Below are 26,947 nucleotides of genomic sequence, written 5' to 3' on the forward strand. Positions count from 1 at the left end.
CCTAGTCATAAAATTTATATTAAATCGTTAAAAATTGGTCGAAATAGCACCAGTTTTAGGGGTTTAGCAGTGATTCAGTAGCAAATTACTGAATATTCAAATAACTAAAGCATAGGATTAGCAATGCTGGATTCTAAATTACTTCGAGCTGAGCTGGATGAAACAGCGGCAAAATTAGCACGTCGAGGCTTCGCCCTTGATGTAGAGACAATTCGTGAACTTGAAGAAAAACGTAAGTCCCTTCAGATGAAAACTGAAGAGCTACAAGCGTTACGTAACTCTCGATCGAAGTCCATTGGTCAAGCGAAAGCAAAAGGCGACCATGAAGAAGCTGAGCGTATCCTTGCAGAAGTAGGCAACTTAGGCGCAGAACTAGACCAAGCTAAAGTAACATTGGCTGAGCTTCAATCTGAGCTAGAAACGATCACAATGTCGATTCCTAACCTTCCTGACGCAGAAGTGCCAGATGGTAAAGATGAAGACGACAACGTAGAAGTTTCTCGTTGGGGTCAACCTAAGACTTACGACTTCGAAGTGAAAGATCACGTAGATCTTGGCGAAATGTCTGGCGGTCTTGATTTTGCTAGCGCAGTTAAAATCTCTGGTTCTCGTTTCATCGTGATGAAAGGCAAATTCGCACGTCTACACCGTGCTATTGCTCAGTTCATGCTAGACCTTCACACTGATGAGCACGGCTACACAGAAATGTACGTACCGTACTTAGTGAACCACGATAGCCTCTACGGTACTGGTCAACTTCCTAAGTTCGGCGAAGACTTGTTCCACACAAGCCCGCTAACTGAGCAAGTAAGTGATGTACCGCTTAAGACGCTATCGCTTATCCCTACTGCGGAAGTACCGGTAACGAACATGGTTCGTGACACGATTACTGATGAAGCTGAACTGCCACTTAAGATGACAGCTCACACTCCATGTTTCCGTTCTGAAGCGGGTTCTTACGGTCGTGACACTCGTGGTCTTATCCGTATGCACCAATTCGACAAAGTTGAATTAGTACAAATCACTAAGCCAGAAGACTCAATGGCAGCGCTTGAAGAGCTAACAGGTCACGCTGAGAAAGTACTTCAACTTCTAGAGCTTCCTTACCGTAAAGTGATTCTATGTACTGGTGATATGGGCTTCGGTTCTGCGAAAACTTACGACTTAGAAGTCTGGGTTCCAGCACAAGAGACATACCGTGAAATCTCTTCTTGTTCAAACATGTGGGATTTCCAAGCACGTCGTATGCAAGCTCGTTTCCGTCGTAAAGGCGAGAAGAAACCTGAACTTGTACACACGCTAAACGGTTCTGGTCTTGCTGTTGGTCGTACTATGGTTGCTATTCTTGAGAACAACCAAGAAGCAGATGGCCGTATTGCTATCCCAGCAGTACTTCAGCCATACATGGGCGGCGTAACGCACATCGGTTAATGCCAATTTAGGTTAATCAAATTTAGATTAATCTGATTTGCCAAAATATTTAAAAGGCTTTGCTGTAATGGCAAAGCCTTTTTTGTATGTGGCCGTTGTAAAACAGAAGCTACATATAAGCAAAACTTGGGTTATTTACTTCATCGGCTTGCTTACATGCTAGATCGGCTTGTTTACAGGCTAATAGCGCTTTTCGGTAATAGTTTTGATAGTTGTTTTTTGTCAGCTCATCCATCGTATAAAGCTGGGTGATCACTTCATCACATTGCTTGATGATAGTAATCACTTGCTTAGCGCCCATTGAATCTGGCCAAATAACAGAAAGCAGTTTTACGATGTTCATACATACGTTCTTGATCATCGGGCAACGCCTGTGAATATCTAAGTAAGCCACGAGCACTAATTTATAATCTGATTGCCCCTGCTTAATACTGATGTTCTTCTCTTTAAGCCATTCCATCTTTTCTGAGTTACGATTTTTCATCTCAGCACACATCGTTATTTGACTGGAAACAACAGTCTCGTTTGCTGTTTTGATAATCAATAGACCACAACGATTTTCTGCGACTTTAAATTCGTTCTCACAACTCATTCTGTCCAACAACCAAGCATGGTGATAAATCACTGGGAATGCGTCGAAGTCATTTTTGTCGTGCAGTGCCGTTAATATTGTTACCGATTTTTGGTACTGCTTGGACTCCATCGCGATGTGAGCAGCGATAAGCGCCAAGTCAGTTTGCAAGCCTGATCGTGCCTCGGTCGGGATCTTCGAAATCAGGTAATTGACTTGATCCAAATTCGCTTGTTTATCGATGCCGTCAGACGCGCAATAAAGCAAAAATCGAATATGATTTAACTTCATATACAGGTTGTCACGAAAGGTGTCTCGATTGATCTGCACATAATTTTGATAGTGAAGCAGCGCTGCTTTTGAATCATTCACTGATAAGCATAGATTCGCGATCGCTAGCTCTCTTTCCGAGTTACCAGGGGTGAGTTCACTCGCCAACTTAAAGTGTGCAATCGCCGCAGGAACCTTGTTGCTGATCAGGTTGACCTGAGCTGCTTGGTCTCGATACAAGGTGCTGGTGGGCGCAGAATCAATCAAGCTTTCGATCATATGTTGTGCTTCGTTAAGCTGACCTAGATTAGCAAGGCTGTTCGCGAGCCCGGCTTGTGCCCAATCGAAGCTGCCTTCATCAAGTGCTTTCTCATAAACGCTCTTGGCTTCGTCGTAGAGCTTAAGTTTTGATAGAAAGCTTCCGCGAAATTGCTGAATTGTCGCGAAATACTCGGGATGGAATGCGACCAATTCTTCACAATATTCCAAACCCGCTTGGTAGTTGTTTTCTCTTTCGGCTTTATAGACATTTTGTAGAACGAGCTTCTTTTTCAGAGAGCTTGTAATACGTTGCTTCAATGTTTCTCGGTTGAACGGTTTTAATAGATAATTGTCAGGTCGAAGCTCTAAGATAGGGCGGATCGACAAAGCCGAGTTTTCGCCTGTGACAAGTATAAATATCCCGTCATCCTTTAATCTTTTCGACTGTTTCAACTCTTCAAATAGCTGTTTGCCGTTAATGGTATTACCAAAGTTATAATCGCAAATGATCACATCAAAGGTTGTGTCATTTGTGATGGTCATTGCTATGCGCGGAGATTTAGCAATGGAAATCAAACGTTCTGAGAAGCCAATATGGATCAGCATATTACGAATAGTTGAAAGTACTATCGCTGAGTCATCAACGATAAGGGCATTTAATTGAGTTAATTTCATGTTTATTTTAAATTATTTACTGACGTGAATTCTGAAAAGCTCGCAGGCTTTGAAGCAATAAAACCTTGGTACTTGGTTGCGTATTTCGGCTGATGTGACCCCTAGTTTCGTTTTTAATCGACCACCTTTTTAAGCCTCTCTTTTCTCTTCCTTAGTTTTACTCCAAGTGGTCGATTTAAGCCAGTTTTCTCATTGATTCCCCTCGTAACTCGATTCTATGACTTTGATGAACCAACCTATCTAAGATCGCATCAGCGATCGTCGAGTTGTCGATCATCTCGTGCCATTCTTTTACAGGTAGTTGGCTGATAATGATTGTACTGCACTCTTGGTATCTATCTTCTAGCACTTCGAGAAGATTACTTGCATGCTCTTGGCTGAGTTTTTCCATTCCCCAGTCATCGATAACCAACAGTTTTTTCTTAGACAAGCTCAGTAGCAGCTTTTGATAGCTGCCATCAAGGCGGCTACTACTCAGGTCATCAAGTAAACGATTTAGGCGATAATAACGACTTGGGCAGTGTTGCTCACACGCCTGCTCGGCGAGCGCACAAGCAACATAGGTTTTACCTGCACCTGTTGCACCTGTAATCAGGACATTCTGTCGCTTTTGTAAATAAGTGCCTGATAATAACTCTCCCATCATTGCTCTTTTTAAGCCTCGTTCTGGGCGGTAGTCCAGTTGATTACCGCTAGCGCTTAGGCGCAGCTTGGCTTGCCGTTTAAGTCGTTGGATTTTGGTTTGATCTCGGTTCACTATCTCATGATCAAGGATGAGTCCTAACCTTTCTTCAAAGCCAAGTTCAGCATAGGTCGCGGGGTGTATCCTTTGCTGTTCCAGTGCATCAGAAGCATGACTTAGGCGTAGTGATTTTAACTGTTGGATTATTGCGTCCATATTGTTTCTCCTAGTGGTAGTAGTTGGAACCACGAACATTAGTGTGTTTAAGGTTTGGGGTATCAGTGGAAGGCTGAGAGAGAGTGCCTTCTCGATGGTTCTTCAATAAGTTTTTGACGAAGCCAAGGTATGGCTTCTCTGTCACTAAGGCATCTCGGCAAGCTTGTTCTAACCGTGCGTCTGAGTGCTTTTTGGCAAGACTTAGTAACCCAAAGCAACTTCTAAAGGCCAATGCTTCATGCTCTGGGCGTTTGAGCAACATCTGAGTCAGTTCACCTGTGGCTGGCCCAATAGATTTTCCCCAACGGATAAAACGCTCGGGTGTCCATGATTGGTATTGATGGTTGCTTGGCATATGCTCGTAAACGGTAGAGAGACCATATTCTTTTTGGCTTGTGCAGTGGTGAGCAACAATGCTCCCTTTGTGGTAGATACGTATTATTTGATGCGTTGCTTCAAGCTCAACTTGTTGCCCAACAAGTTGGTGCGGCACAGAGTAGAAGTGCTTTTTATATTGAATGTGATAATCAGGGGAGACGGTTGCTCGTTTAGTTTCGATATACACATATGGTTGCGATGGCAGTGGTTTTAACGCTGGACGGTCAACTTTGTTGAACAAGTCATGTCGATTGACACCAAGCTGTTTCATCTCTCGTTGGTTTAAGTCATGCATCAGCTTTCGGATAGCCAGGTTCAGCTCAGCCATTGTATAGAACACTTGGTGGCGAAGGCGCATCATTATCCAGCGCTCTACGATGAGAACTGCGTTCTCAGCTTTGGCTTTATCTTTAGGCTTGTAGGGCCTGGCTGGCATCACAGCAACGCCGTAATGTTGTGCCAGTTTTCGGTAGCTCTCATTGAGGATAGGGCTATGACAGTCTGCTTTCGTTACAGCAGATTTCAGATTATCAGGTACAAGTAGATTCGGAGCACCACCAAAGTGATTAAAGGTATTCACATGAGCCATGAGGAAGTGTTCAAGCCCTTGGCTCTCACTCGCCTCGACATAGGTGTAATTTGACGCTCCTAAAGTGGCGACAAATACCTGAGCATGTCGGCATTCTCCTGTATCTGGATTCACAACAGGGATCGTTGGGCCACAGTAGTCAATGAAGAGCTTGTCACCAGCATGGTGAAGTTGGCGCATACTGCGTTTTTGTGTCTTTAGCCAACGTCTATACAGTTCGCAGAACTGTGTATAGCCATAGGCTTTGTCTTGATGCTGATGACAATACTCTTCCCAAAGCAAAGCTTTAGTCATCCCTTTACGCTTCAATTCTAAGTAGCAGAGAGTGAAATCAGGCATCACTTTATGCTGAGAAGATGAGCGACCATCAAACAAAGCTTGGGTGACTTGATTTTCATGATGAGTCTCTTCCAGTGGCCACGTGAGGCCACTGGATTTAAATCGGGATAGATGCTGGGATACAGTGGAATGAGCAATATTGAGGCAAGCGGCGATCTGTCGATTAGAAAGATTGCACTCGTATCGGAGGCGTAAGATTTCCTTAATTTTATTCATTGGCATTCTCTTTTTCGGCATGATTTATCCTTAGTGCTCTCAACATGAAAGACTCAGGTTAAACCTATTGATTTAAAAGAGAAAAGAGGTTTATTTCGGTAAATCGACCATCGATTTCGGAAACACACCGAAAAGTGGATGATTAAAACCGAAATGAGTGGTCGGTTAAAAACGGATTTGGTGGTCGATTAAAACCGAAATAGGCGGTCGGCTAGCTCCGAAATATGCAACTTGGTCATGCCAATAGTCTTCAAGTATTCAAGATCTTGTTGCTGCTCGACACCTTCGACAATACAAGAAAGGCCTAGGTTTTCTGCTAAATTGATGCAAGCTTTGGTTAGAATCTGATTCTTTTTGTTTTCGCTGATATTGTTTACAAAACTGCGATCCACTTTCAGCTCGGTGAATGGCAAGCTCGACAGTTGGGACAGTGACGCATAACCCGTACCGAAATCGTCAACCGATAATCCAACCCCTAACATGCTCAGTTTTGCGATGTTTTTATAGCAATACGCATCGAGCAAGATCGTCTCATGCTCCGTGATCTCCAGAGTCAGCAATGAAGGGTCAATGTTGTATTTGGCACATAAGCTCGCGACTTGATCGGCAATCTCAAGTTTCAATGTTGATTGCTCAATATTGATCGCGAAGTGGATCGGTTTACGCATTGATGAGATATCTTTCAGAGCCAGCTCAAGCAGTGTAAAGAAAAGTCGATCCATCAGTCCGAGTTGGCGCAACGTATCCATAAAATGGAAAGGGGTGAGTAACCCCAATTCAGGGTGCATAATGCGCGCAAGTACCTCAACACCAACCAGTGTCGCTTGTTCGACGTCATGTTGCGTTTGATAAGCGTTGGTGAACCATTCATTCTCAAAGGCTTCTAGCGTCTGTTGCTCATTCAGTTTAACTTCGGCTGGCAGAATAGATTTAGCGGTTTGGATACGCTTGTATGATGACAGCAAACGCTGGATATGCGCTTCAGCGACCGGTTTCGGTATCGCTTCGACTTCGTTATAACCAATCAGTTTGCACATACTCTTAGTTGAATCCAACGCAGCATCCGCCATCGCACTCAAAATGACGACAGTTTGTATTGAGCCCTGAGCTTCAGGGGAAGCCAATAACGACACGCCATCAATCTGTGGCAACTGAAGGTCGCAGAATGCAATATCAAAACGATGTTGCTTACATAGATCGATCGCGTCCTCGCCGTTGTAAGCGGTATAGACGTCATCAACGCTGTAGCGTTTGAGTAAGATCTGAATCTGTGTCGCTTGTAACAGCGAATCCTCAACGATGAGAATTTTCATAGTGAATCTAACCTGTTTATAACCGCTTGAGCTGAGGCGATGGCTAAATTCAGCTCTTCAATTATCTTGTGACAATACATGGGATCTTCCGCATTTTTCTCACATTCCTTTGCGGCATGATTTAAAGAATCTAAGCCGAGTAAGCTCGCCGATCCTTTAATTCTGTGTGCTATTGCTTTGATGTTTGGGTTTGGCTCTAGCAACATGGCTTTGTCTGAACTGAACGAGTCCAAAATGACGGTCGCCATTTGAAGCTGTTCCTCTGGACTGTAATTCTGTGCCCAAGATTGGTCGGCTTGAGCCATTTCTGTTTTCTGTTGAGGTAACAATTCCTCAATCGCACATGCAAGTTCTTCAAACGAGTAGGGCTTATAGATCACCTGATCCATACCAGCACGTTCTGCTTTTTCTATTACCAGTTTCGAGTCTTCCGCTGTACAACCAATAATGGGTAAGTGCTTAAACTTGTCGAGTGAGCGAATTATCTCAGTTAGCTGATAGCCATCCATGTTAGGCATATGGCAGTCAGTGATGATGATATCCACGAGCGTTTCGCTGTTCTCCAACTCTTCCATCGCTTCTTGGCCGTCTTTTACGATGACCGTCTTTAAACCAAAGCGCTTGAGCTGTTTGGCAAACAACAAGCGGTTAATTGGGTCGTCGTCGGCGATAAGTACCGTTCCGGTAAAGTGGTACTCAGACGCTGGGGCATGAGTAACGCTTGTGCCTTGAGAAGTGATATCGCTCATCAATAGATCTGGATACAGGTTCTGCCATTGTGTGGAACGTTCAATTGCATGGCTGTAATCATTCATTTGATTATCGACTTTCCAAGCTCTTAGCCACGCCAATATCTCTCTGTCTTCAGAGTGTATTGGGTTCACCACTTTGACTGGCGAAACTGTGCCTTTGATTGGCAAGCTAACCGTTACCTTCGTCCCCAGGCCCACCTTGCTTTCAATATTAAGTGCACCGTCCATCATGGTTACTAGACGTTGGACTACCGTGATACCTAGGCCTGTGCCTCCATAACGTCGGCTAATACTGTGGTCACCTTGTGCGAAAGGCTGAAACGCTCGCGTTATCTGTTGGTCAGACATACCACAGCCCGTATCGGTAATAGAGATCTGTAGTTGTTCGGTGGTCACCTTAATAGTGACGAGTACAAAGCCGTTTTCAGTAAACTTAATCGCGTTGTTCAATAGGTTATTGAGGATCTGAGTGACTCTCAGCCAGTCCAAGCTTGCGCTGGATATTGAGTTGACCTTCCAATCCAATTTGAAGTTAAGATTGTTGAGTCGCGCATTGGTCTCAAACGTTCGGAATATCGGGCACAACTCGTCATAGATGCTGCTCATCTTCGACTCTAAGTGAAGTTGATTCGCTTCCATTTTGGAGATGTCGAGAATGTCACTGACCAGCAGTTTTAATCGCTCGGCAGATAATTGAGCGTTGCTAAGAAGCTCCATATCATCTCGGTTTTCTATCTTGGTACTGAGCAGTTCCATAAGGCCAATCATCGCAGCGATAGGCGTGCGTAATTCATGGCTGACGATCGCTAAGAACAGGTCGCGAGCTTTTATCGCCTCTTGCGCTTTTTTGTTTGAGATCTCGAGCTCACGCTGTTGCTTCTCCCACCTTGTAAGATCGTCGAGTACAGTGATGACGTAAGGATCTGTCTCAGATGCGTTTGCCAAACACTGACGAATCACTCGAAAGTGCTGTTCGTCACCGTTGCAATCACATTTGATGGTGCTCCAAACACCTAATAGATTCCCGGTTCGTTCATCGTTCTCTTTTAGCCAACAAAACTCTGGGTTCTCTTGGTGTTGATGGGTAAAACAAGCAGCCATCTGTTTATCAAAGGCACTATTGGAAAGAACCAGTTGACCATTTTTATCGTGAATGGCGATAAGGCTCGGTAAGTTATCTAACAAGGTTGTTAGCCATTGGATCTGGTCATAGCTGCGCTGCTCAGACTGTTGAGCACGCGACAGCGATAGCGACAATCGACGAGTTTTCATCAAACCGAAGGTAATCAACGCGAAAATTACGCCAGATATTGCCAAGGTATACGCCACAATTCGTTCTTCACTGAACCCATATTGAGCAATGATGTTGTGGTGCTTCAACGTCAGGAGGTCAATTTCATTTTGTGTCGTTAGAGAAATCGCTGAGTCGATGACGCTCTGTAAGAACGATGAACTTGGATGAAAAATGACGCCCATCTCACGTTGCAACGAAACTTCTGCTGCTTGCGGAATGATGTTAAACAGCGCATCGTAACCATTAAAAATATAAAGGTTGGCGATACTTTTAGGGATATAGGCGTGCGTGATTGCTCCATTACTCATACCGTTAATAATGGCGTCCATGTCGTTGTAAATCACAGCGTCAGCCAAATGATCTTCTAAACTCGACTTTGGAATGAAGTAGCCAGTTCGATCCAAGATCGCAGTCTTCTTAACCGCAGAGTCGCCATTAACCTTAATCAGTGCCCATTGGAATGTCATGAAGGGCTTGCTGGCAATAAACTCCGTGGAATCCACATTCTCTACATCGAAGCCAGGTAAAAACTCGACATCACCATTCTTAAGCATATCGATGATGTCTCTGCCTTCTGGTGGCACGTACTCAAATTTCAGTCCAAGCTTTCTTGATATCAGCTTTATCGCGTCATGAATGAACCCCACCGCTTCTTGGGTGGTGGGATCAAAATATGAATATGGGTAGATCCCCTCTGTCACCGTAAAGCGGATAGGGCGCTTTCCATATTGACTCTGGATTATCTGGTTCACGAGATCATCGTAAAAATGATAGAACTGTTCTGAAGACAACTTGGCGATTTCATTCTCTTTATCACGAATGAATTTTTCTATGATGCCGTACATCACGCTGTCATTCTGGTTCATCATGATCTGAACTGGGAACCTTGGCAGATCTTGGCTGAAAGAGAGTGCACCCTGCCATTCACCCGGAGTCATTACCGAGTAGTAGCTTTGTACTGATATCAGATCTAGGATCGTCGCATCGGCAAAACCATTGGCGATGGCAGGTAACAGCTCAGAGGTGCTATTCACAACCATAGGATCTGATATGCCCTGCTGATTGAGCAGCTGACAAAATAACGAGCTTTTAATGCATACCCATTTTAATTGTTCGTGCGGTGTGTTTTTGGCGACGTCATCTCTGTACCAATACACATTTTGGATGTCATATAAGTTGTCTGAAAACTCAAACTGTTCCGCTCTTTTACGTGTTTCTGCAAAGCCGATAGTTAAATCAGCTTCGCCACTCGCAATGGCAGATAACAATGCTCTTGAAGAAAAGTATTCTTTTACCTCCACCTCTACATTTAAGTACTCTTTAAGCAGACCTTGGATGCTATCGCACGTGTCTTGATTTCGTGCCACGACAAAATCTTCCCAGACGTGATTAAACAGGTACATTGGCTTAGCAATGACTATCTTCTGTTTATTTAGGATATAGCTATGCTGAGCTGCACTTAATGTGAGTTCTTCAGCTGTACTGGAAAAAGAGAGTGAAGTTAGAGCGAGTAATAAGAGAAACAAAGTCTTCATAAAGTTAGCGAGCGATGAAAAGTCCCGCATTCTATGACGACATTTATTTAGCCACTAATACAATTTTTGAACTTATTTTTGTCGAAAGGATAAATAAGAATTGTGATGGTATATTTAATTATTTCCTTTTTTAACAGAGGGTTAATTTTAATAATTCAGCCCGTTCTTCACAGGCTGAATCGATGTTCTTTATATCGAAAGCAATAAGATCTATTTAAAACAATCAGGGCGATTAAGTGCTTTATCTATGGATGAAACAAGCTGTTCGATATGTTCCGGTTGGCTAATGAAGGGAGGCATCATATATATCAATTTGCCAAACGGGCGTATCCAAACACCTTGTTCAACAAAGTGAGCTTGGATGGTTTCCATATCGACAGGCGTGTGGGTTTCAACGACGCCAATAGCGCCCAACCAACGCACGTCTTTAACCAGTGCATGTTCTCGCAACGGTGGGAGCAACTCAGAGAAAAGCTGTTCGATCTGCTGAGTCTGATTTTGCCAATTGCCTTGCTCAATGATGGATAAACTTGCCGCACCGACTGCGCAAGCCAACGGGTTACCCATGAAGGTTGGCCCGTGCATAAAGCAGCCAGCTTCACCACCACATACGGTGTCAGCAACCTCTTTACTTGCCAGCGTTGCTGAGAGGGTCATGTAGCCCCCAGTCAGCGCTTTGCCTAAGCATAGAATGTCCGGTTGAATGTCGGCATGCTCACAAGCGAACAGTTTCCCTGTGCGGCCAAAGCCGGTCGCAATCTCATCCAAGATCAATAACACGTTGAATTCATCACACAGCAAGCGCACTTGTTTCAAGAATTCAGGGTGGTAGATGCGCATACCGCCAGCACCTTGAACGATTGGCTCTAAGATCACCGCAGCGACTTCTTGATGGTGTGCTGCCAGCTTTTCTCGAAAGCTGTCGATGTCATTAACATCCCATTGATCCCAAAAGCCTGTTTTTGGCGAATCGGCAAAAATGTGCTCCGGCAAAAAGCCTTTGTAGAGGCTGTGCATCGAGTTATCTGGATCGGTCACCGACATCGCAGCAAAGGTATCGCCGTGGTAGCCATCTCTCAGTGTTAAGAACTTTGAACGAGGTTGGCCTTTAGCGTGCCAGTATTGCAGCGCCATTTTGAGGCTCACTTCTACGGCTACCGAGCCAGAGTCAGCCAAGAATACATGTTCAAGATTACTGGGTGCTAGATTCAAAAGCTTCTTACATAAATCGATTGCTGGCTGATGGGTAATACCACCAAACATAACGTGTGACACCTTATCGATTTGGCTGTGAGCTGCAGCATTGAGCTCTGGGTGATTGTAGCCGTGAATGGTTGACCACCAAGAGGACATACCATCAATAATTCGTTTTCCGCCTTCTAATTCTAGGTAAACACCGTCTGCATTTGTGACTGGGTAGCAGGTCAGAGGTGTTAACGTTGATGTGTAAGGATGCCAGATATGCTGGCGATCAAAGGCGAGATCCATAGTAACTTCCATTCTTAGTGTGGTTAAAAAATAACCAGGTGTAAACTTTTGATATTATCAATGTGTTGACAGTCTAAAGCTTGTCGGTAGACTAGCCAAGCATAAATGCAATCTCTATTGATGGAGGTGCAATATCAAAAAAATAAAAAAGGATCGACACGTGGAAGTTCGTCATGACTGGACAGTTGCTGAAGTAACAGCGCTGCTTGAAAAACCGTTTATGGATTTAATGTTTGAAGCTCAAGTTGTTCATAGACAGTACCAAGAGCACAACCACGTGCAGGTGAGTACGCTTTTATCAATTAAGACGGGTGCTTGCCCTGAAGATTGTAAGTACTGCCCTCAAAGTGCTCACTACCGAACAGATGTCGACAAAGAACGCTTAATGGAAGTCGAGCGTGTTTTGGATGCGGCGCTAAAAGCTAAGAACGCGGGTTCGACTCGTTTCTGTATGGGCGCGGCATGGAAAAATCCGAAAGAGCGCGATATGCCTCACCTAACTGACATGATCAAAGGTGTGAAAGGCATGGGTCTAGAAACGTGTATGACACTGGGTATGCTAACGCCAGATCAAGCGGGTGAGTTAGCGGACGCAGGTTTGGATTACTACAACCACAACCTTGATACGTCTCCTGAATTCTACGGCAGCATTATTACTACTCGTACTTACCAAGATCGTTTAGATACCCTATCTCACGTGCGTGATGCGGGTATGAAGATCTGTTCTGGCGGTATCATTGGTATGGGCGAAAGCACCAATGACCGAGCAGGCCTTCTCGTAGAGCTAGCGAACCTTCCAGTACACCCTGAAAGTGTGCCAATCAACATGCTGGTAAAAGTGAAAGGCACACCGATGGAAAACGTCGATGATGTTGAGTCTTTCGACTTCATTAAGTTGATTGCGATTGCTCGTATCATGATGCCAATGTCTGCGGTTCGTTTATCTGCAGGTCGCGAGAATATGAACGAACAGATGCAAGCGATGTGTTTCATGGCGGGTGCGAATTCTATCTTCTACGGTTGTAAGCTACTGACTACGCCAAACCCAGACGAAGACACGGATATGCAGCTGTTTAAGAAGCTGGGTATCAACAGCCAACAGGTCGCTCAAAAACCTGACGAAATTCAAGAAAATGAACTGTTAGATCAAGTGGTGGAGCGCGTTGCTGCTCGTCCAACGAAAGATGACATGTTCTACGATGCCACTGTTTAAATCTCGCATCAAAAGTGCCCTTGCTCATCGCCGTGAGCAAGGGTTAACTCGTCAACTCAAGGTACTCGAAAACAGCAATAGCCCTTTGCTTAATAGTGAAGGTTCTCGCTTTATTAACTTTTCGAGTAATGATTACCTAGGCTTGGCAAACGATCCTGAACTGGTCGATGCATGGCAAACCGGACTTTCCCAATATGGTGCTGGCAGTGCGGCATCGCCATTGGTTACAGGCTTTAGTCCTGCTCATCGAAACTTAGAGGCTCAGCTGTGTGAATGGCTTGGCTTCGAACGTGCCATTCTCTTTAGTTCTGGTTTCAGTGCTAATCAAGCCTTGTTGTTTTCTCTGCTCGAAAAAGACGACTCTCTGTTGCAAGACAAACTTAACCACGCCTCCTTGATGGAAGCGGGGATGCTTTCACCTGCAACCATGAAACGCTTTAAGCACAACGACACGCAGCATTTAGAGTCGCTATTAAGCCGATCTCCACAATCCTTGGTCGTGACTGAGGGGGTGTTCAGCATGGATGGCGATCAAGCGCCTCTGAGTCAGATATCTAACCTGACAAATCAATACGACAGTTGGTTGGCGGTTGATGATGCCCACGGTATCGGCGTATTAGGTGATAAAGGGGCAGGGAGCTGCAGTGCGGCACAAATCTCCCCCGATATTTTGGTGGTGACCTTTGGTAAAGCGTTTGGTCTTTCAGGTGCTGCGATTCTTTGTTCGTCAGAAGTGGGTGATTATTTAACTCAGTTTGCTCGGCATCATGTGTACTCGACCGCGATGCCACCTTCACAAGCGGTGGCTTTGTCTCATGCGTGTCAGATGATTCAGACGCAAGAGTGGCGCCGAGAGAAGTTAACTGAGTTAGGTGCTCTCTATAAAGAGCAGATGAGCCGCGTGAAAGGTTTCATTGATACTCAGACTCCGATTAAGCCGTTTGTGATTGGTGAAGCTCAAGCTGCCTTATCTATAGCGGAAGAATTAAAGCGTAACCAAGTTTGGGTAACGGCGATAAGGCCACCAACCGTTCCGACAGGGACTGCTCGTCTGCGAATTACGTTAACGGCCAACCACAGTCAGACGCAGGTTCTTCAGTTAACTGACTCGTTGCTTCAAGCAATAGAGCGAAGCAACGACTCTGAAGGCAAACCAAGCATAGAATCAAGCGTTGAATTAAAGAAAGAGGCTCAGTAAATGTCACAAGAAGCAGTAGTGCATAATTACGTAGGCCAAGATAAGAGTGCGATTGCCGAAGCCTTCGGTAAAGCAGCAACAACCTATGATAAACACGCTGAGTTTCAGCGCGATGTCGGCCACCGATTATTGGATAAGCTACCGAGAGACCTCTCAGGTTTAAAGGTGCTTGATTTAGGTTGTGGCACTGGCTATTTCTCTGAGCAGATGGTGAAGCGTGGTGCTGAAGTGGTGTGTGCTGATCTTTCTGTTGGAATGTTAGAAAGGGCAGAGCAACGTTGTGGTGTATCGGTCTCTTTATATCAACAAGCCGACGCCGAGCAATTACCGTTTGAAGATGGGTGTTTTGACATCGTTTTTTCAAGCTTAGCGTTACAATGGTGTGATGATTTATCGTCACCTTTAAAGGAGATGAAGCGCGTTGTAGCGGCTGGTGGACGTGTGATTTTCTCAACTTTGCTTGATGGGTCACTGTTTGAACTGGAAAAATCATGGTCCAAAATTGACGCACATCAACACGTTAACCATTTTATTACAATCAATCAGGTAAAAATTGCGTTAGCGCAATCTAGCTGTACTGCTCATCAACTAGACTTGCCCACCATCACCGTTTGGTACGACACTGCGTTTGAACTGATGCGCGACCTTAAAGGTATCGGCGCTAATCACGTAAGTGGTCGCTCACAAGGTTTAACAAGTCGCCGCATGTTGCAGCTTGTTGAACGGGAATATCGAGAGTTTAAAAACCATCAAGGTTTCTTACCAGCAACATATCAAGTTTGTTTAGGGGTTATTCAATTATGATTGATGCATTATTCATTGCAGGTACGGATACCGAAGTGGGAAAAACTGTAGTTTCAAAAGCGATTCTTCAAGCTTTGGCTGCACAAGATTTATCAACAATTGGTTATAAGCCAGTTGCTGCAGGGTGTGAAGAATACTCTGAAGGGTTACGCAACAGTGATGCATTGCATCTTCAAGAAGCGGCGACGCAAGATGTTGCTTACGAAGACGTTAACCCGTACGCATTGTTACTACCATCATCACCTCATATTGCTGCAAAGCATGACGGTGTCGTGGTTGATGAAGCGGTATTATCAGCGAAGCTAGAACAGCATAAGCAAAACTCTGACATCGTTTTAGTTGAAGGTGCTGGTGGTTGGCGTGTACCGGTTTCAGATGACGAATACTTGTCTAGCTGGGTTAAGAAAGAGCAGCTTCCAGTGGTACTGACTGTGGGTATTAAGCTTGGTTGTTTGAGCCACGCTCTATTAACGGCAGAAGCGATTCGTGCAGATGGTCTAAACCTAGTCGGTTGGGTAGCGAACCGCATTAATCCAGGCACTGAACATTATGCTGATATTATTGCGATGCTTGAAGATAAGCTCGGTGCGCCGAAATTAGGTGAAATCCCTTACGTACCAAAAGCGAAGTCTAAGAACATTGGTAAGTACATTAATGTACAGCCATTGCTTGATCTGTAAGTTTCAAGTTATACGCGTTAAACAAGAAAAGGGCTGCGATTGCAGCCCTTTTGCTATTTTAAGCCTTTTGACCATACGTTTGTAAAAACGGGTCTTTTAAACAAGCTTGGGATTAATGTTCTTTTGCCAGTCCCATTAGTGCCTGTTGTGTTTCTGTGATTTTTGTCTGTGCCGTTTGTGGAGTTAGGATTCCAATCTGCTTTTTCGCTTCTTCTTCAGTAATCCCTAGGTGACAGCACAGTAAATCGATAGCCATTTGAGTGTTAGTACCTTCAACCATGATCGTTCCCTTTTTGTACATGGACTAGCCAATAAATCATCTGGAGTCACTGTAAACGGATTGTTATATCGACACCATACGACTTAGGTCTAATAGACTAAGATTAATTCGGACATGGTCTCGTAATCAAATGTTGCAATTTAATGCTTAACCTTGTTTTCTTAATCTAAGACTATATGTATAAGTAAGTATAAGTCTTCAAGGTTGGAATAAATTGCTGTCTGCCTTGTCTATAACAATAAGTTTTATAAAAACAGCTTTCATGCGGAGATAAGTAATGAAGCGAGTAATGTTGTTCCTTGCAACCAACCTTGCGGTTGTATTGGTACTAAGTGTTGTTCTTAATATTGTATACGCAGTCACAGGTATGCAACCAGGAAGCCTCTCAGGCTTGCTGTTAATGGCTGCGGTGTTTGGTTTTGGCGGCTCATTCATTTCATTAATGATGTCAAAGAAAATGGCGCTACGCTCAGTAGGCGGCATGGTCATTGAAAGCCCACGTAACGAGACAGAACATTGGTTGATGGAGACGGTAAGCCGTCAATCTCAACAAGTTGGTATTGGTATGCCAACAGTGGCGATCTACGACTCGCCAGACATCAACGCATTCGCGACGGGTGCTAAGCGTGACGATTCATTGGTAGCGGTATCAACAGGCCTGCTACACAACATGACACGTGATGAAGCTGAAGCGGTATTAGCGCATGAAGTGAGCCACATTGCGAACGGTGATATGGTGACAATGACGCTAATGCAAGGTGTGGTAAACACGTTCGTTATCTTCCTATCTCGTTTCATCGCCAACATTGTTGCGTCGAATGACAATGAAGAAGAGGGCGGCAGCAACATGATGGTTTACTTCGGTGTGTCTATGGTGCTGGAGTTGGTATTTGGTTTCTTAGCAAGCTTCATTACGATGTGGTACAGCCGTCATCGTGAATTCCATGCTGATGCAGGTGCAGCGCACCTAGTAGGTAAAGAGAAGATGATTGCAGCGCTTGAGCGTCTGAAGGTGAGCCATGAGCCACAACTAGAAGGTTCTATGATGGCGTTTGGTATCAACGGTAAGAAGTCTCTTACAGAGCTTCTAATGAGCCACCCACCGCTAGATAAGCGTATTGCGTCTCTACGTAACATGTAATTTCTAACACAAGCTACTTTCGTTAAGCGGCAATATGTATTCTAAAGGCTTCCTTCGGGAGGCCTTTTTTGATCTTGGTATCCAATACAGTAAGTACTGAGGGATAGGTGTCTGGTGATAGAGGGTTACTGGTGACAAAGCGTTACGATATGGAATGGATTATATCGCACGGACTGATATGTGTAGGGTAATAAGGAGGGAGTGCTTTGTATTATTTTGCTGACGGTTCTTATGATCAAGACACTTGGTTCCGCTCAACAAAAAGGCTTCCACATGGGAAGCCTTAGTCTATTCTGTGATTCGAAATTCGAATCTTACAGCTTGTCAGTTAGCTCGATTGCTTGACCGATGTAGTTCGCTGGAGTCATCTCTTTCAGGCGAACTTTCTCCTCTTCAGGGATCTCAAGACCATCGATGAATGCACGCATGCCTTCGCCATCTACACGTTTACCACGAGTTAGCTCTTTTAGCTTCTCGTATGGCTTTTCGATGCCGTAACGACGCATTACTGTTTGTACTGGTTCAGCCAATACTTCCCAGTTCTTGTCTAGTTCAGCAAGTAGCGCAGCGCGGTTAACTTCAAGCTTGCTAATACCTTTCAGAGTCGAAGTGTATGCAATGATTGCGTAGCCAACACCCACACCGAGGTTACGAAGAACCGTAGAGTCAGTAAGGTCACGCTGCCAGCGAGAAACTGGAAGTTTTTGTGCTAGGTGGCTAAATACTGCGTTAGCTAGACCAAGGTTGCCTTCAGAGTTTTCGAAGTCAATTGGGTTAACTTTATGCGGCATTGTAGAAGAACCGATTTCGCCAGCAATAGTCTTCTGTTTGAAGTGACCAAGAGCGATGTAGCCCCAAACGTCACGGTCGAAGTCTAGAAGGATAGTGTTGAAACGAGCAACAGCATCGAATAGCTCAGCGATGTAATCGTGAGGTTCGATTTGAGTTGTGTACGGGTTCCAAGTTACGCCAAGAGATTCAGTGATGAACTCTTCGCTGAACTGGTGCCATTCAACTTCTGGGTATGCAGAAAGGTGTGCGTTGTAGTTACCTACAGCACCGTTGATTTTCGCTAGGATCTCAACGTTTTCGATTTGCTTGTATTGACGTTCCATACGGTACGCAACGTTAGCCATCTCTTTACCCATAGTAGAAGGAGAAGCTGGCTGACCATGTGTACGAGACAGTAATGGGATATCACGGTACTCGTTCGCAAGTGCTTTGATAGCATCAATTACGTTGCGGATTTCAGGAAGAATCACAGTATCACGAGCTTCTTTAAGCATAAGCGCGTGAGAGGTGTTGTTGATGTCTTCAGAAGTACATGCAAAGTGAATAAATTCGTTTACAGCGTGAAGTTCAGGAACGCCAGCAACTTTCTCTTTCAAGAAGTACTCAACCGCTTTAACGTCGTGGTTAGTCGTGCGCTCGATCTCTTTGATACGTAGAGCATCTTCTTCACTGAAGTTAGCAGCTAGTTCATCAAGAAACTGGTTAGCTTCTGCACTGAACGCTGGTACTTCTTTGATTGCATCTGTAGCTGCAAGCTTTTGTAACCAACGAACTTCAACGATAGAGCGGTACTTTAGTAGGCCAAACTCACTAAAGATGCTGCGTAATGCAACAGTCTTGCTTCCGTAACGGCCGTCTACTGGTGAAACAGCAGTCAATGCTGACAGTTCCATGGTGTTCTCCTGAATTGAGTTTTCTAAATTTTGAGAGGTTTATACCAGTAACAATCTCAATTGTCACGCATATTGCGCAATCGTTTGCGTGAGAATTGTGTTGGTACAAAAAACAAGCTCGCGACGAGGCGCGAGCTAATAAATTACATGCGAGCTAGCAGGATTTGAGCCTGCTCGATCATTTTTTTGCGACCGAAGATAAGGTGGCGACGTTTGCCGCCAACTTGACGCCATAACACAGCGCTTCGAATTCCTGATAGCAGCAGAGCACGAACCTTGTGTTGGCTCGATGTCTGTTGAAGTACTGCTGGCGTACCAGAAACCTGAATACGAGGGCCAATAGGGCTCACTACATCTAAGTAGATGCTCGCAAGGTTGCTGATCATTTGCTCGTCAAACAGATCGAAGTGCTCAGTTTGACGCTCTGCAGTTTGAATACGATCACCAAGCTGTGACATTGAGTCATTGCGAGCAGAGAGTTTACGTTCAAGCGCCATCAAGCTGATGATGTAGCGAGTAATGTCGCTACCAGCAGGAGTACTGTCGATACCTTTTACTAAGCATTCAAGGCCTAGCTTTAGGTTCGCCTCACGACCAAATACACCCACAGTGTTCGCTGGGTTAGTATTTAAAATGGCATTGAGTGAAGCTTCGAAGGCATCTTTATCACAACGGCCGTCTTTCGCTACTTGTTGAACCAAAGCCACAGCTTGGCAAATTCCAGCGAAAGCAATAGTACGGTCATAAAGTGTATTAGCCACGTAGTAACTCCTAGTTGTTTTCTATCGTTTGTTGTTCGTTCGATTAGATTAGATGCGTTTTTCGATGATACCACCACCAAGACAGACTTCATCTTGGTAGAACACAGCCGACTGGCCTGGCGTTACAGCGATTTGCGGCTCATCGAAGATAACCTTAATGTTATCATCGTCAATTGGGATGATTGTACAAGGAATATCGGTTTGACGGTAACGTGTTTTTACCGTGCATGTCATAACTTCAGTAATTGGTGTGCGATTAACCCAATGAAGCTGAGATGCGAACAAGCCTTCTGATTTAAGAAGCGGGTGGTCTTTACCTTGAACCGCGATCAGAACGTTACGCTTAAGATCTTTTTCACCAACAAACCATGGTTCTTCGTTACCGCCGCCACCTTTAGTGCCGCCAATATGAAGACCTTTACGTTGACCCAAAGTGTGGTACATCAAGCCTTGGTGCTGACCAATTACTTGACCGTCTGGCGTCTCGATATTACCCGGCTGAGCAGGTAGGTATTTACCTAAGAACTCAGTGAACTTACGCTCACCGATAAAGCAGATACCGGTAGAGTCTTTTTTCTTCGCAGTGATCAAGTCTTGCTCTTCAGCAATACGGCGCACTTCAGGCTTCTCTAATTCACCGACAGGGAATAGGCTGCGTGCCACTTGATCTGAACTTAGCGTGTATAAGAAATAGCTTTGGTCTTTATTGCCGTCTAGGCCACGTAGCATTTCTGGTTTCACGCCAGCGTCTAGCTCTGCTTGAGTTGGGAAAGTACGACGAACGTAGTGACCCATCGCAATGTAGTCTGCGTCTAATACTTCATCCGCAAACTCTAAGAATGCTTTGAATTTGATTTCTTTGTTACAAAGGATATCTGGGTTCGGTGTACGACCCGCTTTGTATTCTTCAAGAAAGTACTCGAATACATTATCCCAGTACTCTGCTGCAAAGTTGATAGTGTGAAGGTGGATACCTAACTTGTCACATACCGCTTGAGCATCAGCAAGGTCTTCAGCTGCCGTGCAGTATTCTTCGTTATCGTCTTCTTCCCAGTTTTTCATGAAAAGGCCTTCTACCTGATAGCCTTGTTGCTGAAGAAGATACGCCGATACTGACGAATCTACACCGCCGGACATACCGACAATTACTTTCTTTTCGCTGTTTCCAGAGCTGATACCTGACATGTCTAAACACCGTTACTATTACTTGGTCGCAGATTCTAACAGAAAGAGAAACACCGCGACAGATCCGAGATCGGAATCACAGTTTCATTTGCACAAATATTGCGCTGACTTCGTTAGAGAATCGCATGAACGCGAGGAGACTCGCTAGGATGTCAGATCTATATGTGGCATAGTCGCTCGAAATCCAAGACCTGAGATAAAAAAATGTCTGAACAAAATGAGTTTATGCAAGAAGAACAGTTGATCGAGATTATCGAGAACCAACTGGAAGATGGCCAACCTGTGAAAGTGAAAGAGACGCTGATGCGTTTAATGATGACAGGTACTCCTCGTGAAGAGGCAATTGCTGCGATGGCATGTGCATTGGCAATTGAAGTATTTGACGTGATGAAAAACGGCGCTGAGTTTAATCAAAAACGTTACGCTGAGCATTTGGGCATGCTGCCTGATTTAAGCTTTATGGAAGGCGAATAAAAAAATAGCCTCGCAAACGTTTGCTATAGTTTGAAAGATTGCCGCGTTAAATATAGCGCGGTAGAATCCGCCACCTATTTCCCCTTGACTTAGACTAGCCTTATGAAATTCCCTGGACAACGTAAATCAAAGCACTATTTTCCGGTTCACGCTCGTGACCCTTTAGTAAGCCAAGCTCAAACTAGCAAAAGAATGTCACGTACTCATATTATCGGTATTGACCAAACTTTGGTGGATATTGAAGCGAAAGTGAGTTCTGAGCTAATCGAAAAATACGGCCTAAGTAAGGGACACTCACTGGTTATCGGTGATGAAGCTGCAGAATCCTTATATCAAGAATTAAAAGAACAGTGCCTGATCACCAATGAATACGCTGGTGGTACGATCGGTAACACATTACACAATTACTCAGTATTGGCGGATGACCGTTCAACACTGTTAGGTGTAATGAGCCAAGATATTAAAATTGGTAGCTACGGTTACCGCTATTTATGTAATACATCAAGCAGAATGGATCTGAACCATTTACAAGGGGTAGATGGCGCAATCGGTCGCTGCTTTGCATTAATTACAGAAGATGGTGAACGTACTTTCGCAATTAGCGAAGGACAAATGAACCAATTAAAACCAGAAAGCATCCCTGAGAAAATTTTCAAAAGTGCTTCTGCTTTAGTATTAACGGCGTATTTAGTTCGTTGTAAACCAGGTGACCCTATGCCTGAAGCAACAATGAAAGCGATCGAATACGCGAAGAAATACGATGTGCCTGTTGTTTTAACACTTGGGACTAAATTCGTTATTCAAGATGATCCAGAGTTTTGGAAAGATTTCCTTGAACAGCACGTAACCGTTGTTGCAATGAATGAAGACGAAGCAGAAGCCTTAACCGGTGAAAGCGATCCTCTTGCTGCTTCAGACAAAGCATTAGAGTGGGTAGACTTGGTTCTATGTACAGCAGGCCCTGTTGGCTTGTTTATGGCGGGTTACACTGAAGACGCTGTGAAGCGTGAAACGTCATTGCCGTTGTTACCAGGTTCGATTGCTGAATTTAACCGTTATGAATTTAGCCGTCCTGCACATAAAGAGTTATGTGACAACCCAACGAAAATCTATTCGCATATCGCACCTTACATGGGCGGTCCAGAAAAGATCAAAAATACCAATGGTGCAGGGGATGCGGCGTTGTCGGCTTTATTACATGATATGGCAGCAAATAAATATCATAAAGAAAATGTGCCGAACTCTAGCAAGCATCAACATGCATTCTTAACGTATTCATCTTTCTCTCAAGTTTGTAAATACTCAAACCGTGCAAGTTATGAAGTGTTGGTTCAGCACTCTCCACGTTTGTCTCGCGGCCTTCCTGAAAGAGAAGACAGCCTAGAAGAAGCATACTGGGAAAGATAAGATATTTTTATCGTTTTCATTTATATTTCTAATAGCGAAATATAAAAAAGGCTCCGAAAGGAGCCTTTTTTGTTTCTGAACATATTGAAGCCGTAAATAATACTTTAGTCGACTTTAATATTAATTCTATTGCTTAGCGTGTAATTGATTACTCACTAAGTAAACTAAATGTTTAGATAGCAAACTCTTCTAGAGATTTACCAGCATCTAGTTGTTCTTGGATAGCTGAAGGCGTACGACCTTGACCTGTCCAAGTTTTCTCATCGCCATTGCCATCTACATATTTGTATTTAGCTGGACGAGGAGCACGTTTAGCTTTTGCTGTTTTTGTTTTTGCTTCACCAGAAAGCGCAGCAATAAGATCAGCAACATCGATGCCGTCTTTTGCAATTTGTTCAGCAATAGCAGAAAGCTTAGCTTCTTGCTCAGCTTTAGCAGCTTGTTCTTCAGCTTCAGACTCTTGACGCTCTTGTACAACAATAGTTAGCTTGTCTAGCGCTTCTTCAAGTTGTTCAAGAGTTAATTCACGTGAGAATGCGCGAAGGCTACGGATATTCAATAAAGTTTTTGTTAATTCAGACATGATATTTTCCATCAAGGTAAACTAAATAATCTTCCTAATAATAAACAGAGCCTAGGAATAAAACAAATAGTATTTCTCGTATTGGTTATTTAAATATAAAAGTGAGATGAATAGTTGAAAAAGAAACGGCTCACTTTTGATGAATTTATAATAATTATTAAGAATCTCTTAAAAATCGATATGTGACTGGTGGAGTAATTGCTTTCTGTAGACTATTTTTGTATTGATTAGTTCATTAACAAAAAGCTATTTTTCTCGGAATGATATGTTGCATTGTTGCTCTTGATGAGTACAATTGCGGCTACCTGATGCGATGCTTTGGTTAATTTGTTGTTAAACTCTGGTTTGCACGGTTAATAATGTTATCGCACGTAGAGGTGCAATTATAAAAAGTAGTTTTCGTTGGGGTGATGCCAATGAACGGGAATGAAAGGTCTAATTGCCGAAGTAAATTGTATATCTAAGCAATTTGCTGGGGTTGTGCTCAATAGGTACAACACTGCCATAGTCTTAATTTTAAACTATGGAGCGCTACTGTAGGGTTGGGTGAAGTGTTCACTTCCCTTTCGCTTAGTTCAACATGAGCTTGATAAGTCGTATCAAGTTTGTCTGCAGTAGATCTCTAGCCAAATAAAAAACTGGTTTTTGAAGATCATGAATTTAATAGATTTTGCAACATCGCCTTTATCGCTGCTTCCTCCTTTGGTTGCATTGACTCTTGCTATTGTTACCCGCCGTGTATTGGTTTCTTTGGGTGTCGGTATCGTCATGGGTGCGATTCTACTTGCTGATTATTCAGTAGGTAACGCAGCTAGCTACGTGTTTACTAAAGCATCTGGTGTTTTCATCGAAGATGGTGGTATCAACACTTGGAACATGAGCATTATCGCATTCCTACTTATCCTTGGAATGATGACAGCTCTATTAACACTTTCTGGCGGTACTCGCGCATTCGCTGAATGGGCACAGTCTCGTGTGAAGAGCAAACGTGGTTCAAAACTACTTGCTGCCTTCTTAGGCGTATTCATCTTTGTTGATGATTACTTCAACAGCTTAGCGGTAGGTGCTATCTCTCGCCCTGTAACAGACCGCTTCTATGTATCTCGCGCTAAGCTAGCTTATATCCTAGATTCTACTGCTGCTCCTATGTGTGTGATCATGCCAGCTTCTAGCTGGGGTGCTTACATCATTACTATTATTGGTGGCATCTTAGTAACACACGGTGTGACAGAGTATTCTGCACTGGGTGCTTACGTTCGTCTTATCCCAATGAACTTTTACGCTGTATTCGCACTACTTATGGTATTTGCGGTAGCGTGGTTTGGTCTAGACGTTGGTAAAATGCGTGAGCATGAGATTGAAGCATCACAAGGCCGTGGCTTTGATGGTGACAACGATCAAAAGCAAGCTCATGACCTGAACGAAGAGCTAGACATTGAAGAGAGCGAAAACGGTTCTGTCTCTGATCTTGTTATGCCAATCGTATCGCTAATCGTAGCAACAGTTGCTGCCATGCTTTACACGGGTGGCCAAGCGCTGGCTGCTGACGGTCAAGCATTCAACCTGCTTGGTGCGTTCGAAAATACAGATGTAGGCAAGTCTCTTGTTTACGGTGGCGTTCTAGGTCTGCTTGTTGCGCTAGCGACAGTATTCAAGCAAAAGCTACCAATGTCTGATATCGCAAGAACAATGTGGATCGGTGCAAGCTCAATGTTTGGCGCTATCCTTATCCTTGTGTTTGCATGGACTATCGGTTCTGTTATCGGTGACATGAAGACAGGTTCGTACCTATCATCTCTAGCGACTGGCAATATTGATTACCACTGGCTACCGGTTATCTTGTTCCTTCTTGCTGGCCTAATGGCATTCTCGACAGGTACATCTTGGGGTACGTTCGGTATCATGCTTCCTATCGCGGGTGACATGGCTGCAGCTTCTGACATCGCGCTGATTCTACCTATGCTAAGTGCGGTTCTGGCTGGTTCAGTATTTGGTGACCACTGTTCTCCAATCTCTGACACAACGATTCTGTCTTCTACTGGTGCTCGTTGTAACCACATTGACCACGTATCGACTCAGCTTCCGTACGCGTTGTCTGTAGCGTTCGTATCGTGCATTGGTTTCATCACGCTAGGTATGACGTCTTCTATTGGCATCGCATTTGGTGCGGCGTCTCTAACGTTTGTTGCAGTATGTTTTGCATTGGCTTACTTCTCTCGTTGCAAAATGGCAACGTGCAAAAGCTAAAAGTGAAAGCTAATCAGTAAAGTATCAGGGAGGCATTAGCCTCCCTTTTTTGTGCCTGTTAATTTAATTTTAAATTTCGTGAAAAAAGTTCGAATAAATGGTTGAAAAAGGATGTGACCTTAGTTAGTGTGGAGACAAGACAGCAAACAACCTAAGAGCTGATAAGTATGCGTAAACTAGTAATGAACATTCATCACCATCATCACCCTATCTAGTCTTTCGGGGAGATTTACGTATACCCGGGAGCAAGAATTCTCCCGGAGGTTAAGTCAAAGAATTTAGATTTAAACCCTCGGGACGACAAAGTCTTCCGGGGGTTTTTTAGTTTTAACGCTTTTAAATAATCAATAAATTCAAATATTTGCACAGGGATACAGCAATGCAGACACAACGCCTAAGAATCGCAATTCAAAAGAAAGGTCGCTTAAGTAAAGAGTGCCAAGATCTACTTAAAAAATGTGGTGTTAAATTTAACATCATGGGTGAGCGCCTAGTCGTTCATTCACTAAATATGCCAATCGACTTGTTACTAGTTCGTGACGATGACATCCCAGGTCTCATCATGGATGGTGTCGTTGACCTTGGTTTCATCGGTGAAAATGAACTGGAAGAAGTTCGCTTAGACCGTGTTGCTCTTAAAGAGCCTTCAGAGTTCCGCACACTACGTCGCTTAGACTTCGGTGGCTGCCGCCTTTCTATCGCTATCAACAAAGACGAAGAATACAACGGCCCACAAGATTTAGCGGGCAAACGTATTGCGACCACTTACCCACAACTACTAAAAGCCTACATGGACGAGCAGGGTGTTGAATTCAGCACTTGTATGCTAACAGGCTCGGTTGAAGTGGCTCCTCGCGCAGGCCTAGCAGACGCTATCGCCGATTTAGTTTCTACAGGTGCGACGCTAGAAGCGAACGGCCTAAAAGAAGCAGAAGCTATCTTCCAATCTAAAGCAACACTGATTCAACGTGTTGGTGAGTTCGACGCTGACAAAACAGCATTGATTGAGAAACTACTGACTCGTATGCAGGGTGTTCAACAAGCGAAAGAGTCGAAGTACATCATGCTTCACGCTCCAACTTCTCAGCTAGAGCAAATCAAAGCACTATTGCCAGGTGCTGAAGATCCAACGGTTCTTCCTCTATCAACAGACAAAGACAAAGTTGCCGTTCACCTAGTAAGTACAGAGAACTTGTTCTGGGAAACCATGGAACAATTGAAAGAGTTGGGTGCAAGCTCAATCCTAGTACTACCAATCGAAAAAATGATGGGGTAACTG

Annotated in this window: 21 protein-coding genes, 1 riboswitch and 1 other annotated feature; of the genes, 10 read left to right on the forward strand and 11 right to left on the reverse strand. The window is 44.0% G+C overall.

The features are described from left to right. Nucleotides 1-123: 123 nt before the first annotated feature. Nucleotides 124-1,431, forward strand: a complete 1,308-nt coding sequence (serS, locus tag QUF19_RS05725; RefSeq protein ID WP_102433702.1) for a serine--tRNA ligase — start codon at nt 124-126, stop codon at nt 1,429-1,431. Between the two features lie 109 nt (nt 1,432-1,540). On the opposite strand, the gene QUF19_RS05730 is transcribed toward serS, so the two are convergent. The 6 genes from QUF19_RS05730 to bioA all read right to left on the reverse strand — a co-directional run bounded on the left by QUF19_RS05730 (nt 1,541) and on the right by bioA (nt 12,010). Further along, nucleotides 1,541-3,208, reverse strand: coding sequence for a response regulator (locus QUF19_RS05730; RefSeq protein ID WP_286297354.1), 1,668 nt, complete (start codon nt 3,206-3,208; stop codon nt 1,541-1,543). A 175-nt stretch (nt 3,209-3,383) separates the two neighbouring features. Then, on the reverse strand, nt 3,384-4,106 hold the full coding sequence (istB, locus tag QUF19_RS05735) for an IS21-like element helper ATPase IstB (RefSeq protein ID WP_286291966.1): 723 nt from the start codon (nt 4,104-4,106) through the stop codon (nt 3,384-3,386). 10 nt (nt 4,107-4,116) lie between these two features. Then, a complete protein-coding gene (gene istA, locus QUF19_RS05740) occupies nt 4,117-5,649 on the reverse strand; it encodes an IS21 family transposase (RefSeq protein WP_286291968.1) in 1,533 nt (510 codons plus the stop codon). Nucleotides 5,650-5,816: 167 nt separating this feature from the next. Continuing rightward, the gene (locus QUF19_RS05745) at nt 5,817-6,941 is read right to left on the reverse strand and encodes an EAL domain-containing response regulator (protein ID WP_286297356.1); all 1,125 of its coding nucleotides are present in this window, start codon (nt 6,939-6,941) and stop codon (nt 5,817-5,819) included. Next, nucleotides 6,938-10,354: an ATP-binding protein gene (locus tag QUF19_RS05750; RefSeq protein ID WP_286297359.1), complete on the reverse strand. Its 3,417-nt coding sequence runs from the start codon at nt 10,352-10,354 to the stop codon at nt 6,938-6,940. The genes QUF19_RS05745 and QUF19_RS05750 overlap by 4 nt, the downstream gene beginning before the upstream one ends. Before the next feature lie 378 nt (nt 10,355-10,732). Next, nucleotides 10,733-12,010 (reverse strand): adenosylmethionine--8-amino-7-oxononanoate transaminase, encoded by a 1,278-nt coding sequence (bioA, locus tag QUF19_RS05755; RefSeq protein ID WP_286297361.1) that lies wholly within the window; start codon nt 12,008-12,010, stop codon nt 10,733-10,735. A gap of 160 nt (nt 12,011-12,170) precedes the next feature. Here bioA and bioB point away from each other — a divergent pair, with 160 nt between their 5' ends. From bioB to bioD, 4 genes are read left to right on the forward strand one after another with little or no spacing between them, the layout of a single operon-like run. Then, a complete protein-coding gene (bioB, locus tag QUF19_RS05760) occupies nt 12,171-13,223 on the forward strand; it encodes a biotin synthase BioB (RefSeq protein WP_114633222.1) in 1,053 nt (350 codons plus the stop codon). Beyond that, complete coding sequence (gene bioF, locus QUF19_RS05765; RefSeq protein WP_286298823.1) at nt 13,210-14,421, forward strand: 8-amino-7-oxononanoate synthase; 1,212 nt, start codon at nt 13,210-13,212, stop codon at nt 14,419-14,421. Before bioB ends, bioF begins: the two co-directional genes overlap by 14 nt. After that, nucleotides 14,422-15,225, forward strand: a complete 804-nt coding sequence (gene bioC / locus QUF19_RS05770; RefSeq protein ID WP_286297368.1) for a malonyl-ACP O-methyltransferase BioC — start codon at nt 14,422-14,424, stop codon at nt 15,223-15,225. Beyond that, complete coding sequence (gene bioD / locus QUF19_RS05775; RefSeq protein WP_286297371.1) at nt 15,222-15,905, forward strand: dethiobiotin synthase; 684 nt, start codon at nt 15,222-15,224, stop codon at nt 15,903-15,905. Before bioC ends, bioD begins: the two co-directional genes overlap by 4 nt. Nucleotides 15,906-16,017: 112 nt before the next feature. Here bioD and QUF19_RS05780 read toward each other — a convergent pair whose 3' ends face one another. Further along, nucleotides 16,018-16,185, reverse strand: a complete 168-nt coding sequence (locus QUF19_RS05780; protein ID WP_286297373.1) for a hypothetical protein — start codon at nt 16,183-16,185, stop codon at nt 16,018-16,020. Between the two features lie 277 nt (nt 16,186-16,462). On the opposite strand from QUF19_RS05780, the gene htpX reads away from it, so the two are divergent. Then, the gene (gene htpX, locus QUF19_RS05785; RefSeq protein ID WP_102270769.1) at nt 16,463-17,326 is read left to right on the forward strand and encodes a protease HtpX; all 864 of its coding nucleotides are present in this window, start codon (nt 16,463-16,465) and stop codon (nt 17,324-17,326) included. A gap of 314 nt (nt 17,327-17,640) precedes the next feature. On the opposite strand, the gene purB is transcribed toward htpX, so the two are convergent. The 3 genes from purB to mnmA all read right to left on the reverse strand — a co-directional run bounded on the left by purB (nt 17,641) and on the right by mnmA (nt 20,957). Continuing rightward, a complete protein-coding gene (gene purB, locus QUF19_RS05790; RefSeq protein WP_286297380.1) occupies nt 17,641-19,011 on the reverse strand; it encodes an adenylosuccinate lyase in 1,371 nt (456 codons plus the stop codon). A 143-nt stretch (nt 19,012-19,154) separates the two neighbouring features. Beyond that, on the reverse strand, nt 19,155-19,772 hold the full coding sequence (hflD, locus tag QUF19_RS05795; protein WP_004734565.1) for a high frequency lysogenization protein HflD: 618 nt from the start codon (nt 19,770-19,772) through the stop codon (nt 19,155-19,157). A 48-nt stretch (nt 19,773-19,820) separates the two neighbouring features. Beyond that, the gene (mnmA, locus tag QUF19_RS05800) at nt 19,821-20,957 is read right to left on the reverse strand and encodes a tRNA 2-thiouridine(34) synthase MnmA (protein WP_286297387.1); all 1,137 of its coding nucleotides are present in this window, start codon (nt 20,955-20,957) and stop codon (nt 19,821-19,823) included. A 204-nt stretch (nt 20,958-21,161) separates the two neighbouring features. On the opposite strand from mnmA, the gene QUF19_RS05805 reads away from it, so the two are divergent. Then, complete coding sequence (locus QUF19_RS05805) at nt 21,162-21,431, forward strand: hypothetical protein (protein WP_004734567.1); 270 nt, start codon at nt 21,162-21,164, stop codon at nt 21,429-21,431. A 102-nt stretch (nt 21,432-21,533) separates the two neighbouring features. Next, the gene (locus QUF19_RS05810) at nt 21,534-22,838 is read left to right on the forward strand and encodes an inosine/guanosine kinase (RefSeq protein ID WP_004734568.1); all 1,305 of its coding nucleotides are present in this window, start codon (nt 21,534-21,536) and stop codon (nt 22,836-22,838) included. A gap of 172 nt (nt 22,839-23,010) precedes the next feature. Here the strand turns inward: QUF19_RS05810 and QUF19_RS05815 are convergent, their stop codons facing one another. Further along, nucleotides 23,011-23,421 (reverse strand): H-NS family histone-like protein, encoded by a 411-nt coding sequence (locus QUF19_RS05815; RefSeq protein WP_017109924.1) that lies wholly within the window; start codon nt 23,419-23,421, stop codon nt 23,011-23,013. Nucleotides 23,422-23,785: 364 nt separating this feature from the next. After that, a riboswitch (Lysine riboswitch) is annotated at nt 23,786-23,963 on the forward strand. Between the two features lie 112 nt (nt 23,964-24,075). Here QUF19_RS05815 and QUF19_RS05820 point away from each other — a divergent pair. Together QUF19_RS05820 and hisG are read left to right on the forward strand one after the other, a co-directional pair. Next, entirely contained in the window at nt 24,076-25,668 is a 1,593-nt protein-coding gene (locus QUF19_RS05820) for a Na+/H+ antiporter NhaC family protein (RefSeq protein ID WP_286297392.1), read from the forward strand. Nucleotides 25,669-25,858: 190 nt separating this feature from the next. Continuing rightward, nucleotides 25,859-25,994, forward strand: a sequence feature (His leader region). Nucleotides 25,995-26,047: 53 nt separating this feature from the next. Continuing rightward, nucleotides 26,048-26,944, forward strand: coding sequence for an ATP phosphoribosyltransferase (gene hisG, locus QUF19_RS05825; protein WP_029223418.1), 897 nt, complete (start codon nt 26,048-26,050; stop codon nt 26,942-26,944). Nucleotides 26,945-26,947: the final 3 nt, after the last annotated feature.

Source organism: Vibrio sp. FE10 (assembly GCF_030297155.1).
GTDB lineage: Bacteria > Pseudomonadota > Gammaproteobacteria > Enterobacterales > Vibrionaceae > Vibrio > Vibrio apostichopi.

Bases quoted from the DNA above. Each gene is read 5' to 3' on its own strand.
- QUF19_RS05810 (WP_004734568.1), top strand. From the start codon at position 21,534: ATGAAATTCCCTGGACAACGTAAATCAAAGCACTATTTTCCGGTTCAC.
- purB (WP_286297380.1), bottom strand. From the start codon at position 19,011: ATGGAACTGTCAGCATTGACTGCTGTTTCACCAGTAGACGGCCGTTAC.
- bioA (WP_286297361.1), bottom strand. From the start codon at position 12,010: ATGGATCTCGCCTTTGATCGCCAGCATATCTGGCATCCTTACACATCA.
- QUF19_RS05805 (WP_004734567.1), top strand. From the start codon at position 21,162: ATGTCTGAACAAAATGAGTTTATGCAAGAAGAACAGTTGATCGAGATT.
- istA (WP_286291968.1), bottom strand. From the start codon at position 5,649: ATGCCGAAAAAGAGAATGCCAATGAATAAAATTAAGGAAATCTTACGC.
- istB (WP_286291966.1), bottom strand. From the start codon at position 4,106: ATGGACGCAATAATCCAACAGTTAAAATCACTACGCCTAAGTCATGCT.
- mnmA (WP_286297387.1), bottom strand. From the start codon at position 20,957: ATGTCAGGTATCAGCTCTGGAAACAGCGAAAAGAAAGTAATTGTCGGT.
- QUF19_RS05815 (WP_017109924.1), bottom strand. From the start codon at position 23,421: ATGTCTGAATTAACAAAAACTTTATTGAATATCCGTAGCCTTCGCGCA.
- QUF19_RS05745 (WP_286297356.1), bottom strand. From the start codon at position 6,941: ATGAAAATTCTCATCGTTGAGGATTCGCTGTTACAAGCGACACAGATT.
- hisG (WP_029223418.1), top strand. From the start codon at position 26,048: ATGCAGACACAACGCCTAAGAATCGCAATTCAAAAGAAAGGTCGCTTA.
- htpX (WP_102270769.1), top strand. From the start codon at position 16,463: ATGAAGCGAGTAATGTTGTTCCTTGCAACCAACCTTGCGGTTGTATTG.
- QUF19_RS05780 (WP_286297373.1), bottom strand. From the start codon at position 16,185: ATGGTTGAAGGTACTAACACTCAAATGGCTATCGATTTACTGTGCTGT.
- bioC (WP_286297368.1), top strand. From the start codon at position 14,422: ATGTCACAAGAAGCAGTAGTGCATAATTACGTAGGCCAAGATAAGAGT.
- QUF19_RS05730 (WP_286297354.1), bottom strand. From the start codon at position 3,208: ATGAAATTAACTCAATTAAATGCCCTTATCGTTGATGACTCAGCGATA.
- bioD (WP_286297371.1), top strand. From the start codon at position 15,222: ATGATTGATGCATTATTCATTGCAGGTACGGATACCGAAGTGGGAAAA.
- serS (WP_102433702.1), top strand. From the start codon at position 124: ATGCTGGATTCTAAATTACTTCGAGCTGAGCTGGATGAAACAGCGGCA.
- bioF (WP_286298823.1), top strand. From the start codon at position 13,210: ATGCCACTGTTTAAATCTCGCATCAAAAGTGCCCTTGCTCATCGCCGT.
- QUF19_RS05820 (WP_286297392.1), top strand. From the start codon at position 24,076: ATGAATTTAATAGATTTTGCAACATCGCCTTTATCGCTGCTTCCTCCT.